General features: G+C 69.2%; 10 protein-coding genes. 5 read left to right on the forward strand and 5 right to left on the reverse strand.

All coding sequences use genetic code 11. The features are described from left to right. Positions 1 to 23 precede the first annotated feature (23 nt). Positions 24 to 4,103 (forward strand): glycoside hydrolase family 38 N-terminal domain-containing protein, encoded by a 4,080-nt coding sequence (locus ACWGE0_RS04100; protein ID WP_452259424.1) that lies wholly within the window; start codon positions 24 to 26, stop codon positions 4,101 to 4,103. Here ACWGE0_RS04100 and ACWGE0_RS04105 read toward each other — a convergent pair. Genes ACWGE0_RS04105 through ACWGE0_RS04125 form a run of 5 tightly spaced genes read right to left on the reverse strand, consistent with a single transcriptional unit; the run spans position 4,070 to position 9,657 of the window. Next, positions 4,070 to 5,623 carry a glycoside hydrolase family 43 protein gene (locus tag ACWGE0_RS04105; RefSeq protein ID WP_452259425.1) on the reverse strand — a complete coding sequence of 518 codons (1,554 nt, stop codon included), beginning with the start codon at positions 5,621 to 5,623 and terminating at the stop codon, positions 4,070 to 4,072. The genes ACWGE0_RS04100 and ACWGE0_RS04105 overlap by 34 nt on opposite strands. A 13-nt stretch (positions 5,624 to 5,636) precedes the next feature. Further along, the gene (locus tag ACWGE0_RS04110; protein ID WP_452259426.1) at positions 5,637 to 6,629 is read right to left on the reverse strand and encodes an endo-1,4-beta-xylanase; all 993 of its coding nucleotides are present in this window, start codon (positions 6,627 to 6,629) and stop codon (positions 5,637 to 5,639) included. Between the two features lie 3 nt (positions 6,630 to 6,632). After that, positions 6,633 to 7,445, reverse strand: coding sequence for a carbohydrate ABC transporter permease (locus ACWGE0_RS04115; RefSeq protein WP_452259427.1), 813 nt, complete (start codon positions 7,443 to 7,445; stop codon positions 6,633 to 6,635). Further along, entirely contained in the window at positions 7,445 to 8,407 is a 963-nt protein-coding gene (locus ACWGE0_RS04120) for a carbohydrate ABC transporter permease (protein WP_452259428.1), read from the reverse strand. The genes ACWGE0_RS04115 and ACWGE0_RS04120 overlap by 1 nt, the downstream gene beginning before the upstream one ends. Further along, positions 8,407 to 9,657 carry an extracellular solute-binding protein gene (locus tag ACWGE0_RS04125; RefSeq protein ID WP_452259429.1) on the reverse strand — a complete coding sequence of 417 codons (1,251 nt, stop codon included), beginning with the start codon at positions 9,655 to 9,657 and terminating at the stop codon, positions 8,407 to 8,409. Before ACWGE0_RS04125 ends, ACWGE0_RS04120 begins: the two co-directional genes overlap by 1 nt. A 130-nt stretch (positions 9,658 to 9,787) precedes the next feature. On the opposite strand from ACWGE0_RS04125, the gene ACWGE0_RS04130 reads away from it, so the two are divergent. From ACWGE0_RS04130 to ACWGE0_RS04145, 4 genes are all read left to right on the forward strand, one after another. Beyond that, positions 9,788 to 10,798 carry a LacI family DNA-binding transcriptional regulator gene (locus ACWGE0_RS04130; RefSeq protein WP_452259430.1) on the forward strand — a complete coding sequence of 337 codons (1,011 nt, stop codon included), beginning with the start codon at positions 9,788 to 9,790 and terminating at the stop codon, positions 10,796 to 10,798. Next, positions 10,795 to 13,086: a beta-xylosidase/alpha-l-arabinosidase gene (locus ACWGE0_RS04135; protein WP_452259431.1), complete on the forward strand. Its 2,292-nt coding sequence runs from the start codon at positions 10,795 to 10,797 to the stop codon at positions 13,084 to 13,086. The genes ACWGE0_RS04130 and ACWGE0_RS04135 overlap by 4 nt, the downstream gene beginning before the upstream one ends. 15 nt (positions 13,087 to 13,101) lie before the next feature. Further along, positions 13,102 to 14,187, forward strand: coding sequence for an aldose epimerase family protein (locus tag ACWGE0_RS04140; protein WP_452259432.1), 1,086 nt, complete (start codon positions 13,102 to 13,104; stop codon positions 14,185 to 14,187). 70 nt (positions 14,188 to 14,257) lie between these two features. After that, positions 14,258 to 15,631 carry a glycoside hydrolase family 30 protein gene (locus tag ACWGE0_RS04145; RefSeq protein WP_452259433.1) on the forward strand — a complete coding sequence of 458 codons (1,374 nt, stop codon included), beginning with the start codon at positions 14,258 to 14,260 and terminating at the stop codon, positions 15,629 to 15,631. Positions 15,632 to 15,639: the final 8 nt, after the last annotated feature.

Here is a 15,639-nt window from a genome sequence, read left to right on the forward strand (position 1 = left end):
TTCCCGGGCCAAATCACACCGGCGTGGTCGTCGAGAGCACGGATCTGTTCGCCGGGCCGGTCTCCGCGCCACGCCAACTCGTGCGCGTCACCCTCGCGGTGCCGCGCCGCGAGTGGGCGTGGGTGCGGATCTCCGGTCCGCTCGTCCGCACACCGCAACCGGTGCGGGTGGGTCCGGACGAAGTCGTGACCGAGGTCGGCGTGGTGTTCTCCGCGCCGACCACCGCGGGCACGTCGTATCCGGCGACCGTGCTCGTCGCGCCGGTCAGCGGTGATCCGCCGATGGCCTGGGACGTCACGGTGACCGCGGCGGAGACCGGCTGGACGATGTGGATGGTCTCGCATTTCCACTACGACCCCGTGTGGTGGAACACCCAGGCGGGCTTCACCGAGACGTGGCTCGATCTGCCGGGCGCGCAGGCCAAGCGGATGCCGTTCCAGCTCTCCGCGTTCGACCTGGTGCGCGCCCACCTCGACGCGGCCAGGGACGACGAGGACTACCGGTTCGTGCTCGCCGAGGTCGACTACCTCAAGCCGCACTGGGACGCGTTCCCGCACGACCGCAAGGACCTGCGGCGGTTCCTGCGCGAGGGCAGGATCGAGATCGTCGGCGGCAACTACAACGAGGCCAACACCAACCTGACCCATCCCGAGTCGACCGTGCGCAACGCGGTCTACGGCGTCGGTTACCAACGGGACGTGCTGGGCGCCGACCCGCGCACGGCGTGGATGCTCGACGTGTTCGGGCACGACCCGTCCTATCCCGGGCTGATGGCGGACGCCGGGCTCACGTCGAGCGTGTGGGCGCGCGGGCCGTGGCACCACGTCGGCGCCAAGCGACACACCGGTGACATCACCAGGATGCAGTTCCCGTCCGAGTTCGAGTGGATCTCGCCGAGCGGTCGCGGTGTGCTCACGTCCTATCTGGCCGATCACTACGTGGCCGGCTGGGACATCGAGCGCAAGTCCACTTTGGACGAGGCGATGGCGGAGGCGTACCGGCAGTTCAGCACGTTGCGCAAGGTCGCGGCCACCCGCAACGTGATGCTGCCGGTGGGACACGACCACAACGTGCCGTCCCGGTTCTGCACGCAGATCCACCGTGCGTGGAACGAGAAGTACGTGTGGCCGCGGTTCGTGGTCGGTCTGCCCCGGGACTTCTTCGCCGCCGTGCGCGCGGACGCCTCGGCGCGTTCGGTGACGTTCAGCCCGCAGACCAGGGACATGAACCCCGTCTACACCGGCAAGGACGTCTCGTACATCGACACCAAACAGGCACAACGGGCGGCCGAGATGGCGGTGCTCGACGGCGAGCGGATGGCCGCCGTGGCAACGCTGACGGGCGCGGGCTGGCCGGCGTTCGCGCTGGACAAGGCCTGGCGTCAGCTGATCTACGGCGCCCACCACGACGCCATCACCGGCACCGAGTCCGACCAGGTCTACCTCGACCTGCTCACCGGGTGGCGCGAGGCGGACGAACTCGGCCGTTCCGTGCTGACCGGGGCGATCTCCCACCTGGCGTCCTGCGCCGACACCACCGGTGCCGGCGAGGCCGTGATCGTCGTGAACACCCTGTCGTTCGCCCGTGACGCCATCGCCACCGTGACCGTTCGGCTGCCTGGTTTTCCAGGCGCCCGCATCCGGGATTCCGACGGTCACGACGTACCCGCGGTCACCGAGGCCGTGGTCCGGCACCCGGACGGCACGCTCGAACTGACGCTGACCTTCCTGGCCCGGCAGGTGCCGGCGACCGGCTACCGGGTCTACCGCGTGGTCGAGGCCGCCGCGGTGCCACCGTCCTGGATGCCGCGGACCGGCGTGGCGATCGCCTCCGACTCGTTCATCGTCCAGGCCGATCCGGCCAGGGGCGGGGCGTTGACGAGCGTGTACGACCGTGTGGCCGCTCGCGAACTGGTGCGTCCCGGCGATCTCGCAGCGGAGTTCCTGGTGCAGGAGGAACATCCAGGCCATCCGGTGTGGGGCGAGGGTCCGTGGCACCTGCTGCCCAAGGGCCCCGGCATTACGGCGGGTCCGGCCGACGTGCACGTCGAGACGAGCCCGGTCGGGGAACGCCTCGTCAGCCGCACGGTCCTCGGCGAGCTGCGGATCACCCAGCACGTGACGCTGTGGCACGGACTGCCGCGCGTCGGCATCCGGTCCTTCGTGGACGGTTCGATCGGCAAGGACCGGTTGCTGCGCAGCAGGTTCGCCTTCGACGTGCCCGGTGCGCTGCCGGTGGCGGAGGTCGGGTTCGCCGCGGTCGGCCGCTCGTTCGGTTTCCCGGACGTCGACGCCGCCGAGCACCTGTGGACGCTGGACAGCCCCGCGCACACCTGGGCCGGCCTCTCCGCCACCGTGCGACTGCGGCTGACCGACGGCGTTCTGCACGCCATCGGGGTCGCGGAGGTGGTGGCCGAGGACGGCCGGGCCCTGCTGGCCGCCTTGGCCGCCAAGGGGGTCACCGCCACGTGCACCCGCCCGACCGGCGCCCGCTACGGTTCCCTCGACGTCGACTCCAACCTGCCCGACGTGCGCATCGTGGTCGGGCACAACGACTTCACCAACGCGGTGCTGGCCTTCGCGCCCGGCAGCCGCGAAACACTCGAGGCCCACGGCAGGGTGTTCGTGCCCGCCGTGCATCCCCGAGCACGGCAGTGGGTGCCGAACGCAGACCTGCGCGGACCGCGCGACCTGCCCGTGCTGATCGTGACGGACGTGGACGCCCTGATCGACGACCTCGCCGACGCGTGCATCGAGGTGCCCGGCAGCACCACCGACCCCGTCACCGACTACTCGGTGGCCGTCGTCAACCGCGGCACACCGGGGTTCGTCGTGGCACCGGACGGCACGCTGCACGTGTCACTGATGCGGTCGTGCAGCGGCTGGCCGGCCGAGGTGTGGATCAACGGCGACCGCCGCACGGTGCCGGACGGGTCCAGCTTCGCCTGGCAACACTGGTCCCACACGTTCGACCTGACCCTGGTGGCGGGAGCGGGCGACTGGCGCCAGGCCGGGTTCGCCCGCGCCGGCCAGGAGGTCAACCACCCGGTGCACGCCCTCCAGGTTCCTTCGACGGCAGGTGATCTGCCCACCGAACTGAGCTTGCTGGCCGTGTCGCCACCGGACGTGTTGCTCACCGCGGCCAAGACGCGCGGCAACCCGCTCGCGTCCTCCACCGACGAACACGACTCCGACATCACCGTGCGGTTGTACGAGTCCGCGGGATCACCTGCGGTCGCCTCGGTGTCGCTGCACGGCGGGATCGACGCGGCCCAGCGCACCGACCTGCTGGAGGAACGCGACGTCGAGTCGTTGACCGTCCACTCCGGACAAGCGCAGGTGGCGCTGGGCGCGGCGGACGTGGCAACGCTGCGGCTGGTGCCCAGGTCCACGCACACCAGCACACTGGCCGAGTCGATCGAACCGGTGCAACCGATCTACACGAAGTACTGGCGCCACAACGCCGGTCCCGCTCCCGTCGGCAACCTGCCGGTGACCGTGCACGTCACCCCGTCCTTCACCCGGCTGGCCCCCGGCGCCACCTGCCAGGCGCGGATCACCGTGAGCTGCAGCGGCACCCCGGCCAAGGGGCGCCTCGAGTTCACCGGTGGCCAGTCGTGGGACTACGACCTGGCCGCCGGGGACTTCGCCGAGTTCACCGCGACCGTGACCTCCCGGCCGGGACGGCACCTGCACGCCGCCCGCATCCGCGACCACCTCGGCCAGGTGCTGGAGGACACCCTGGAGGTCGTGTCCGGCCACACCACGGACCGCGAACTGGTCGAGGTGCAGCTCAGGGCCGGCGCTCTCCTGCTAGCCCCCGGTGAGCACGCGCTGCTCCCGGTGACGCTGCGGAACCGGATCCAGAGCGAGGTGCGCGGGGAGGTCACCGTGATCAGCCCGTTCGGCACCTGGGACGACGAGGTCGCCATCGGCCCGCGGACCCAGCCGTTCGCGATCCCGCCGGGCGGCAAGATCACCGTGCCCGTGACGGCCACCGCGGCACCCAGTGCTCGCCGCGGCGCGCACTGGTGGGCACTCGTGCGCGTGACCGCCCACGGCAGGTTGCACTACTCCCCTTCCATCCCGATCAGCGTGCGGTAGGTGAAACTCGCGAAGTCCGCCCACGAGTCGCTCGGCTCGCCGTTGCTGGTCGCGTAGAGGCCGAGGTGCACGCCGGTGAAACCCCCTGCCACCGGCGTGCTCAGGAACCTGCCGTCGAACGGCTCACCCAGCGGTTCCCACTCCCCCGCCCCCACGGCGACCAACGCCTGGTGGTCCTGCCCGCGCGCCTCGACGCCGAGCCGCACCAGGCCGTCCTCGACCTCGGTCTTCGCGAGCAGCTCGTCCTGCCCGCCGGCGCGACGCACCAGCGTCACCTGGCGGTCCGACCCGAGCAGCAAGCGGACGTGGTGGTCGTTGTTCTGCAGGAGCACCAGCCCGGCGGCTTCGGACGGCCACGCGCGAGAGAAGTCGAGCACGCACGAAGCGTGGAAGTCCTGGTGTTGCTGCCGCCGCACGATCAGGCTCGGGCTGACCAGGTCGGTGATCGACTCCGGACGCACGCGCAACCGCAGGTGCCCAGGTCGTTCGGTCAGCGACCAGAAGTCGGTCTCCGGCGTGCGCAGGAACATCCACGCCGGATCCAGCTCGGGCGACGAGAAGTCGTCGGTCTCCGCGACGTCCGGCCACGGGTGCGCGGGCAGGTCCGGAACGTCATAGGCGAGCTCAACACGTCCGGTGCCGGGACTGAAAACCGGACCACCGGACTCCCACCACACCGGGACGAGGAACGTCTCGCGGCCCAGGTTGTAGTAGTAGCCGCCATACGGACGGGTCGCGAGCAACACCGCGTACCACTGGCCGTCCTGCGTGCACACCAGATCCGCGTGCCCGGCCGCCGCGATCGGGTACCCGCGCCCGAGGTGCCGATGGGTGAGCACCGGGTTCAACGGGGAACCGCGGTACAGCCCGGTGACCTCGTCCGCGAAGGCCACGACCACCGAGTGCTCGAAGTCCGTGCCACCTTCCGCGCACACCAGCACGTAGCGTCCATCCACTTTGTACAGATGCGGCGCCTCGAGCCACCGTGAGTTCCGCATCGCGCCCCGGAAGATCACCCGCTCCTTGCCCACCAGCGACAGCGACTCCAGGTCGAACTCGCGCAGGTAGACCTCGGTGCGGCCGTCCTGGATCTCCCTGGTCGCGGTCCACCACGCCCGCCCGTCGTCGTCGAAGAACAACGACGGGTCGAACCCGTCCGCCTCGGGAAGCCAGTGCGGCTCCGACCACTCTCCGGCTGGATCAGTCGCCGTCACGACGAAGTTGCCGGTCTCCCGCGTGCCGTGCACCAGCGTGCACACCACGTAGAACACGCCGTCGTGGTGCCGGATCGTCGGCGCGTACAGCCCACCGGAAGCCCGCACTCCCTGCAACGGCAACTGGGACGGCCGGTCCAGCACGTGCCCGACCTGCCGCCAGTGCACCAGGTCGCGGCTGTGGTAGACCGGCAGCCCCGGGAAGTACTCGAAGGTCGACGTGACGAGGTAGAAGTCCGACCCTGCCCGGCACACCGACGGATCGGGGTGCGAGCCGGGCAGGATCGGGTTGGCGAACTGTGCCAAGTGGACTCTCCAGCTACGGGTTGAGCCTGGTGTAGGCGGGTTTCGGCCTCAGGTTCGTGTCGTAGAGGCAGGCAGCGCCCTCACCCGGGAACGTGCCGGGCACCCACGAGTGACGATCGGTGAAGCCCCACGTGGTGAACTCGACGCACCGGGACACGGCGTGGCAGGCGTCCCAGATCTGCCGGTAGTAACTCGCCTGCGTGTTGAGCTTGGTCGAGTCGGCAGGCAACGGGATGCGGACGTCGGCCTCGGTGATCGCGATGTCGACACCGAGAGCGGCGAGCCGCTCGATGTTCTGCCGCAGACTCGTCGGGAATCCGTACTGCGTCGACAGGTGCGTCTGAATGCCCACACCGTCGATCGGCACACCTTGCTGCTTCAACGAGCGCACCAAGTTGTAAAGGGCGTTGCTCTTGGCGTTGATGCCCTCGGTGTTGTAGTCGTTGATGTAGAGCTTCGCCGACGGATCGGCGGCGCGAGCCCACCGGAACGCGTCGGCCACGTAGCTGTCGCCCATCCGCTGCTGGAAGATCGACTGCCGGCGCGAGCCGTCCTCGTTGAACATCTCGTTGACGACGTCCCACGCGCGGATCCGGCCGCGGTACCGGCCCATCTCCGTGTTGATGTGCTGCTGGACAACGCTGCGCAGCTCACCGGAGCCGAGGTTGTTCAACCAGCCCGGGTACTGGCTGTGCCACACCAGCGTGTGCCCGCGCACCGACTTCCCGTTCTGCCGCGCGTAGTTCACGATCGCGTCCGCACCGGACCAGTTGAACTGGTTGCGGTTCGGTTCGACCACCGCCCACTTCATCTCGTTCTCCGGCGTCACGCTGTCGAACTCGCGCGTCAGCACGGACCGGTAGTCAGCCTCGCTGTTGAGGTGTTGGGCCGCCACCGCGCTGCCCACGTACCTCGACGTGATGTCCTTCAACGGCCCCGCTGCTGAGGCCGGTACCACCGGCACCAGCAACAAAGCCGCCACTGCCACCGCTAATCGAGCGATCATCCCTCATCCTTTCACCGAACCGGTGAGCCCGCCGACCATTCGTCGTTCGGCGAGTACGAAGAACGCGAGCGCCGGAAGCATGGACAACGCGGTGAAGGCAAGAACTCTCGCGGTGTCCTGGGTGTGCTCCGACTGGAACATCGCTACGCCCAGCGGCAGCGTGAAGTGGGCGGAGTCGTTGAACACGAGCAGCGGCAGCAGGTAGAAGTTCCAACTGGTGACGAACGCGAGCACGGACACCGTGATCAGCGCGGGACGGGACAGCGGCAGCAGGATCCGCCAGAAGAACCCGAGCTTGGCCGCGCCGTCGAGCAGCGCCGCGTCCTCGAGTTCGCGGGGGATCGCCCGCATGAACGGGCGCAGGATCACGATCGTGACAGGCAGCGAGAACGCGGCCTCGGGGATCGCGACCCCCAGCGGATTCTCCAGCAACCCCAGCTGGCGCAGCCACAGGTACAGCGGCAGCGTGGCGACGCCGATGGGGAACAACAGACCTAACGTGAACAGCGTGTAGACCGCCTCGCGGCCCTTGAAGACGTAGCGGGACAACGCGAACGCGGCCATCGCGCCGAGTCCGACCGCCAGCACCGTCGCGATCACCGCGATCAGCGCGCTGTTGCCCAGCAGCCGCCAGAACTGCAGCGAGCCGAGCACGGCGGCGTAGTTGTCCCACACCCACGGACCGGGTAACCCCGCCGGTGAGGTGTTGATCTGCGCGGTCGTGCGGAACCCGCCCAGCAGCACGAACAGCAGTGGCACCACTGTCACGCCGATGACGGCGAACGCGGCGATGTACCCGGCGGCGTTGCGACGCATCACCCGATAGCTCCTTCGGTGTCTCGGCGCAACGCGAACCGCTGGTACAGCAACGCGAACAGGAAGCAGATGATGAAGAGGATCACCGCGACCGCGCTGCCGAACCCGAACTCGTACCGCTTGAAACCGTGGTCCACCAGGTAGGTCGCCATCGTGGTGGACGCGTTGGCCGGACCGCCCAGTGTCATGATCCAGACCAGGTCGAACAGCTGCAGCGACCCGATCACCGACAGGAAGATCCAGATCCGGATCGTCGGGCCCAGCAACGGCAGCACGACGTTGCGGGTGATCTGCCAGTTGGACGCGCCGTCCAGCGCGGCGGCCTCGCGCAGCTCGACCGGAACGCCCTGCAGGCCCGCGAGCAGCAGGATCACGCCGAACCCGATGTACTTCCAGGTGATCACGACGAACAGCGAGTAGAGCACGATCTTAGGATCAGCGAGCCACTGCTGGACGAGCCAGCCGAGGCCGACGCCGCGCAACAGCTCGTCGATGAACCCGCCCGGTTGCAGCATCAGCAGCCAGATCACCGCGGTGACCGCCTCGGACAGCACGTACGGCGCAAAGACCACCATCCGCAGGATCGTCCGGCCGCGCAGCTTCCGGTTGAGCAGCAGGGCGAGGCCGATGCTCAACGGCAGCTGCACCACGATCGACAGCGTCGCGATGATCAGGTTGTGCCCGATCGCGCCCTGGAACACGTCACCGGTCAGCGCGTCGGTGTAGTTGCGCAGGCCGATGAACTCCGTGAGCGGGCCGAAACCGTTCCACGAGTAGAGGCTGTAGAAACCGGCCACGCCGATCGGCACTAGCACGAACCCGGCGAACAGCACCAGTCCCGGTCCGAGCAGCAGCGCGAGTTCGAGGTGGGTGCGCAGCCGTGAGCGGCGGTAGGTGCCCCCGGCCGCGGGCGCGAGCGGCGCGGGGGCGGTCTCGGGCCGCGTGTCGGTCGCGGCGCTCATCACTTGTTCCCGGTGGCCGCTTTGCTCACCGACTGCACGATCGTCTCCGGGCTTCCCTGCCCGGCGAAGAAGTTCGCGATGGCGTCGTTGAGCGCCTGCCCGACGTTGGTCGGGAACGCGGTGTCGAAGTAGAACTGCAGATGCTTCGCCTTCGCCATGTGCTCAGCGATCGTCTTGTGCGTCTCGGTCTTCAGCGACGCCACCGCTGCGGGTGTCACGGGCAGGCCCGATCCGGTCGCGGCCAGCTTCTTCTGCACTTCGTCGCTGACGAGGTGCTGCAGGAAGCCTTCGCACGCCTTGGCAACGCGGGTGGTGCAGGAGAACCCGTCACCGCCGCCGAGCAGCACGCTCGGGTCGCCCTGCCCGCCCGGCACCGAGGGGAACGGGAACCAGCCGAGCTTCGAGTCGAGGGCCTTGTCCTCGGTCAGCGCGACCATCACGTCCGGGTCCCAGTCGCCCTGCAGTTCCATGGCGGCCTTGCCGTTCGCGAGCAGACCCGCCGAGCTGCCGGCCCCCTGCTGAGCCGGCGTCCCGACGAACCCGTCCTGGAACGGTTTGGTGTCCAGGAACGCCTTGAGGTTCTCGCCCGCCTTGGTGAAGCACGGGTCAGTGAGCTCGGTCTTGGCCACGGCGTTCTTCAGCGCGTCGATCGAGCACTGGCGGACGGCGAAGTAGCCCCAGTAGAACGCGTCCGGCCAGCGGTCCTTGCCGCCGATCGCGATCGGCACGAGTCCTGCCGCCCTCAGCTTGGTCACCGCGGTGTTGAGTTCGTCCAATGTGGACGGCGGGCTGGTGACGCCTGCCTGCGTGAAGAGGTCCTTGCGGTACCAGAAACCGACCGCGTGCATCTGGTACGGCAGGCCGTACTGCTTGCCGCCGACCTGCCAGCCCTTGCCGTACTCGCCGAGCGAGGCCTGGGCGATCTCGGCGATCTTGCCGGAGCGGATCTGGTCGGCGAGCGCGCCGCCTCCCCACTGCTGGAAGAGGTCCGGCGGCGTGGTCGACTGCAGCGCCAGCGGCACCTTGGTCTGGAACTGCTCGTTCTGGATCGGCTCGACCGTGAACGAGACGTCCTGGTGAGCCTTGTGGTAGTCGTCGGCGATCTGCTGCCACATCGACTTCATCGGCTCGGTGGTCCGGTTGTGCCACCAGGTCAGCGTCGCCGGCCCGCTGGCCTCTCCCCCCGAGCTGGTGCAGGCAGCCAGGAGAAGCGCCACCAGGACGAGCGAAAGCCTTCTTGCAGAACGCATGGGTCCACTCCTGACGACGCCGGCCGAGTTGGACTGGGTGTGACGATGCGTAAGACGCCAGTGAGCGTCCACCCTCGAATCCGCGATGTCAATCGTTGTCGATAACGTTTTACACGGCTAGCCTGTCCCGGTGCCCCCACGTTCTCGCATCACCATCCGCGACGTCGCGGCCCACGCGAACGTCTCGGTCGCCACCGTGTCCAAGGTCCTCAACCAGCGCTACGGCGTCTCCGCGGAGACGTTCGCGCGGGTGACGGCAGTGATCAAGGAACTCGGCTACGAGGCGAGCCTGGTAGCGCAGAGCCTGCGCAACCACCGGACGAACGTGATCGGGATCCTCGTCGCGGACATAGAGCCGTTCAGCACCGAACTGCTCAAGGGTGCGGCGGACGCCATTCGCGGTACCGGTTTCGAACTCGTCGTGTACTCGGCCGGCGGGCGCACCGGTGATCCGCAGGGCTGGGAACAGCGCTACCTCACCAGGCTGAGCGGCACCCTCGTCGACGGCGCCGTGCTGGTCACGCCCGCGGTCGACCTCGAGGGCCTGCCGGGCACGCCGGTCGTCGCGGTCGATCCGCACACCGGGCGTTCCCCGTTGCCCACCATCGACTCCGACAACCTGCGCGGCGGGCAGCTCGCGACCGAGCACCTGCTCGAACTGGGCCACCGCCGGATCGCGCTGCTCACCGGCCGCGAGGACCTGAAGTCGGCCCAGCAAAGGGAAACGGGCTACCGGCGCGCGCTGGTCGCCGCGGGTGTCCCGGTCGACGGCAGCCTGATCCGGCGCGGTGACTACGACTACGACGTCGCCGCCAGGTCGACGCGCGACCTGCTGATCGGGCCGAACCGGCCCACAGCGGTGTTCGCCGCCAACGACATCTCCGCCATCGCCGCCATCGAAACGGCGGTGGAACTGGGCCTGCGGGTACCGGAAGATCTTTCCGTCATCGGCTTCGACAACATCCCGGAGTCGGTCATGTGCACACCGGCGCTCACCACGGTGCAGCAGCCGATCCGCGAGATGGGCCGCCGCGCGGTCACGTTGCTGGTGCGGCTGATCAACCGCGAGGACCCGGACGAAACCCACATCACGCTCGGCACCGACCTCGTGATCCGCCACTCGACCAGGCGGCTCTCGTGAGCACCGAGGCCACGTCGGGCTGGCGCGACGCCCGGCTGTCCCCCGCCCAGCGCGTGCGCGACCTCATGGCGCGGATGACCCCGCGCGAGAAGATCGCCCAGCTGCACGGTGTCTGGGTCGGCATCGACTCCGGCGGCGAGATGGCGCCGCACCAGCACGACTTCGTGGTGCCGCCGGACCTCGACGAGCTGTCCCAGTACGGGATCGGCCAGCTCACCCGCGTGTTCGGCACCCGGCCGATCGCGCCCGAGGTGGGGGCGCACAGCCTGGCACGGACCCAGCGCAAGATCGTCGCCGGCAACCGGTTCGGCATCCCGGCGATGGTCCACGAGGAATGCCTCACCGGCCTGGCCGCGTGGCAGGCGACGGCGTACCCGTCTCCGCTGTGCTGGGGCGCCACCTTCGAACCGGATCTGGTGCGGCGCATGGCTTTCCGCATCGGCACCTCGATGCGGCGGCTCGGCGTGCACCAGGGGCTCGCCCCGGTCCTCGACGTCGCACGCGACCTGCGGTGGGGCCGGATCGAGGAGACCATCGGCGAGGATCCGCACCTCGTCGGCACGATCGGCGCCGCGTACGTCGCCGGTCTGGAATCCGCGGGTGTGGTGGCCACGCTCAAGCACTTCGCCGGCTACTCGGCTTCCCGTGCGGGCCGCAACCTCGCGCCGGTGTCGATCGGTCCGCGTGAACTCGCGGACGTGATCCTGCCTCCGTTCGAGATGGCCCTGCGCGCGGGCGCCCGGTCGGTCATGAACTCCTACGCCGACAACGACGGCGTTCCGGTCGCCGCGGACGCCTCGATGCTGACCGCTCTGCTGCGCGACGAGTACGGCTTCACCGGAACCGTGGTCGCCGACTACTTCGCGGTGCCGTTCCTGTACATGCTGCACTCCGTCGCGGCCGACCGCGAGGACGCGGCCACGCAGGCGCTGACCGCGGGCATCGACGTGGAACTGCCCACTGTGGACTGTTACGGCGAGCCGCTGCTGGCGGGGCTCGAGTCCGGTCGCGTCGACATCGCGCTGGTGGACCGGGCGCTGGAACGCGTGCTGCGGCAGAAGTGCGAGCTCGGGCTGCTCGACCCCGGCTACTCCCCCGACCCTTCGCCGGATCTGGAGCTCGACGACGACGAGTCCCGCGCACTGGCCCGCGAGGTCGCCGAACGCTCGATCGTTCTGCTGCACAACGACGGCGTGCTGCCGTTGACCGGCGAACGGCGCGTCGCCGTGGTCGGGCCGCGGGCCGACGACGCCGGCGCGATGATGGGTTGTTACTCGTTCCCGTTGCACGTCGGTGTGCACCACCCGGACGTGCCGATGGGCATCGACGTCCCGACGGTGCTGGACCTCCTGCGCGCCGATCACGACGTCACGTTCGCGCTGGGCTGCCCGGTGCTCGGAGGTACCGACGAGGAGATCGCCGACGCCGTCGAAGCCGCCCGGCACGCGGAGGTGTGCGTCGCGGTGCTCGGTGACCAGGCAGGTCTGTTCGGCGGCGGCACCTCCGGCGAGGGCTGCGACGCCGCGGACCTCAGGTTGCCAGGCCGGCAGGAAGAACTGCTGGAAGCCCTGCTCGCCACCGGCACGCCGGTCGTCCTGGTGTTGTTGTCCGGCAGGCCGTACGAGCTGTCCCGGCAGATCGAGCGGCTCGCCGCGGTCGTGTGCGGTTTCTACCCCGGCGAGGAAGGCGCGACCGCACTGGCGGGCGTCCTCAGTGGACGGATCAACCCGTCCGGACGGCTCCCGATCAGCTTCCCCGGCGCCGGTGCCAGTCAGCCGTCGACCTACCTCACCGCCCCGCTCGGTGCCCGCAGCGAGGTCAGCACCGTCGACCCGACGCCGCTGTTCCCGTTCGGTCACGGCCTGTCCTACGCCCCCGTCACCTGGGTCACCGCGGGCATCGAGGCACGGGAATGGCCTACCGACGGCGTGTGCCGGGTGGTCGCGGTCCTGCGCAACGACACGGAGATCGCCACCACCGAGGTCGTCCAGGTCTACCTGCACGACCCGGTGGCCGAGGTCGCCCGGCCGGTCCAGCAGCTGATCGGCGCGGTCAAGACCGATCTCGCGCCGGGCCAGACCCGCGTGGTCACCGTCGTTCTGCACGCGGACCTCACCGCCTACACCGGCCGGTCGGGTCATCGTCAGATCGATCCGGGCGACGTCGAACTGCAGATCGGGAGGTCGAGCGCGGACGTCCACGCGGCGGTGAGCGCGACGCTGATCGGACCTCGCCGGCACGTCGGTTTCGATCGCGCCCTCTCGCCGGAGTTCGAGATCGACTGTTAGCGCTAACATGGCGGGATGCAGCGATCCGGCACCGCCATCCCCACGGTCGGCATTGAACACTTCGGCAGGATCGGTGACACCGACGTGCACCGGTACGTGCTGGCCAATCCGGGCGGGATCACCGTCAGGGTGCTCGACCTCGGCGGTGTGGTCCAGTCGATCGACGCGCCGGACCGGCACGGCACCCCGGCCAACGTGGTGCTCGGGTTCTCCGACCTCGAGGGCTACGCGGCCAACAACCGGCCGGACGCGGGCAGGGTGTTCTTCGGCGCCCTGATCGGCCGCTACGCCAACCGGATCGGCGGCGCGACGTTCAACCTCGACGGCTCGACCTACCGCGTGTCCGCCAACGAGAACGGCAACTGCCTGCACGGCGGCGTCTCGGGGTTCGACACGCACGTCTGGCAGGCGGACACGTTCACCGGCGAGGACGGCGCCGGTGTGCGGCTCAGCCATGTCAGCCCGGACGGTGACCAGGGCTTTCCCGGCCGCGTGACGACCGAGGTGACGTACTTCCTCGACTCACGGAACCGGCTGACCATCAGCTACCGCGCGGAAACCGACGCGCCGACCGTGCTGAACCTGACCAACCACACGTACTGGAACCTCGCCGGCGAAGGCTCCGGCGACGTCCACGACCACCTGCTGACGATCCGCGCCGCGTCGTTCCTCGCGGTCGACGAGAAGCTGATCCCCCAGGGCGATCCGGTCCCGGTGGGCGGCACCCCGTTCGACTTCCGCGAAGCCACCCCGATCGGTGCCCGCATCGGCACGCCCGATCCCCAGCTCGGGATCGCCCGCGGGTACGACCACAACTGGGTGCTGGACCCCGGTTCGTTCGCGGCGCGGGCCCACGACCCGAGCTCCGGCCGGACGCTCACGACGTGGACTACCGAACCGGGCCTGCAGTTCTACTCCGGCAACTTCCTCACCGACGCGCTGGTCGGCACGAGCGGCCGTCCGTACCACCGCGGTGCGGGTTTCGCGGTGGAGGCACAGCACTTCCCCGACTCGCCGAACCGCCCGGACTTCCCGAGCACCGTGCTGCGTCCCGGCGAGATCTACCACCAGGAAACGACTTACGAGCTGACCGTCGGCTGAACCGGTCGAATTCGAGTCGAAGATCTGCCCGGGATTGCCCGTACCGCAAGGGTTACCGCATTCTGGACGAATGATCCCAGCGGTAGCTGTCTCAGCACTGCTCTTCCTCGGCTCGCTCGTCGCTCCGGCCGCGGCCACCACGGCGACCGTCGACGTCGCCCGCAAACACCAGCAGATAGACGGTTTCGGATTCTCCGAGGCGTTCGGCCGTGCCGAGATCATGCACGGTTCGCAGGGCCTGTCCGCGCCGAAACAGCGGGAGATCCTCGACCTGCTGCTGTCGCGCGGTTCCGGCGCGGGCATGTCGATCCTGAGACTGGGCATCGGATCGACCGCGGCCAACTCGATCCAGCCGACGGACCCCGGCGGCCCCAACGCGACCCCGCGCTACGTCTGGGACCGCGACGACGAGAGCCAGGTGTGGCTCTCCCAGCAGGCCAAGGCGTACGGGGTGAACCGCTTCTACGCCAACGCGTGGAGCGCCCCTGGTTACATGAAGACCAACGGTGACGAAGCCAACGGCGGCAGTCTCTGCGGCCTGTCCGGCGCGTCCTGCGCGAGCGGTGACTGGCGCCGCGCCTACGCGAACTACCTGGTGCAGTACGCGAAGTTCTACGCCCAGGAAGGCATCAGGATCACCGACATCGGGTTCACCAACGAACCCGACTACACCGCCACCTACTCGTCGATGCGGTTCACCCCGGCCCAGGCGGTGGAGTTCACCAAGGTCCTCGGGCCGATCGCGACCGGCATGAAGGTCGCCTGCTGCGACTCGTTCGGCTGGGACCAGCAAGCCACCTACAGCAAGGCGATCGAGGCCGACGCGACGGCACGCCGCATCGTCGCCACGCACGCCGGCCACACCTACGCGTCCCCGATCACCGGCCCGCTGCCGACCTCGAAGCACACGTGGATGTCGGAGTGGTCGCCGAACGGCACGACGTGGAACGAGAACTGGGACGACGGCAGCGGTTACGACGGCTTCACCATCGCCAACGCCGTGCACACCGCACTCACCACCGGCAACGCCAACGGTTACGTGTACTGGTACGGCGCTTCGGTCGGCGCCACCCGAGGCCTGATCCAGATGGACGGCGACGGCTACCACGTGTCCAAGCGGTTGTGGGCGCTGGCGAACTACAGCCGGTTCATCCGGCCCGACGCGACCAGGGTCGGCGCGACGACCTCGAACGGCACCTTGCGGCTGTCCGCATTCCGCAACACCGACGGTTCTCTCGCCGTCGTCGCGCTCAACACCGGCACCAGCGCCAGTTCCGTCTCGTACGCGCTCAAGAACAGCGGGATCTCGGCCGGTTCCGCGACCCCATACCTGACCAGCACCACCGGCAACACCACGGCCCAGTCCCCGGTCCGCATCTCCGGCGGCACGTTCACCGCGACCGTGCCCGCCCGAGCGCTGGTCACCTACCGAATCGCGCCGTGAGCTCCGTG

The sequence above is a fragment of the Lentzea sp. NPDC054927 genome, assembly GCF_053610285.1.

What these genes read in the sequence shown, in the direction of transcription:
- ACWGE0_RS04125 (WP_452259429.1), bottom strand. Translation starts at nt 9,657, where the DNA reads ATGCGTTCTGCAAGAAGGCTTTCGCTCGTCCTGGTGGCGCTTCTCCTG.
- ACWGE0_RS04110 (WP_452259426.1), bottom strand. Translation starts at nt 6,629, where the DNA reads ATGATCGCTCGATTAGCGGTGGCAGTGGCGGCTTTGTTGCTGGTGCCG.
- ACWGE0_RS04115 (WP_452259427.1), bottom strand. Translation starts at nt 7,445, where the DNA reads ATGCGTCGCAACGCCGCCGGGTACATCGCCGCGTTCGCCGTCATCGGC.
- ACWGE0_RS04120 (WP_452259428.1), bottom strand. Translation starts at nt 8,407, where the DNA reads ATGAGCGCCGCGACCGACACGCGGCCCGAGACCGCCCCCGCGCCGCTC.
- ACWGE0_RS04140 (WP_452259432.1), top strand. Translation starts at nt 13,102, where the DNA reads ATGCAGCGATCCGGCACCGCCATCCCCACGGTCGGCATTGAACACTTC.
- ACWGE0_RS04145 (WP_452259433.1), top strand. Translation starts at nt 14,258, where the DNA reads ATGATCCCAGCGGTAGCTGTCTCAGCACTGCTCTTCCTCGGCTCGCTC.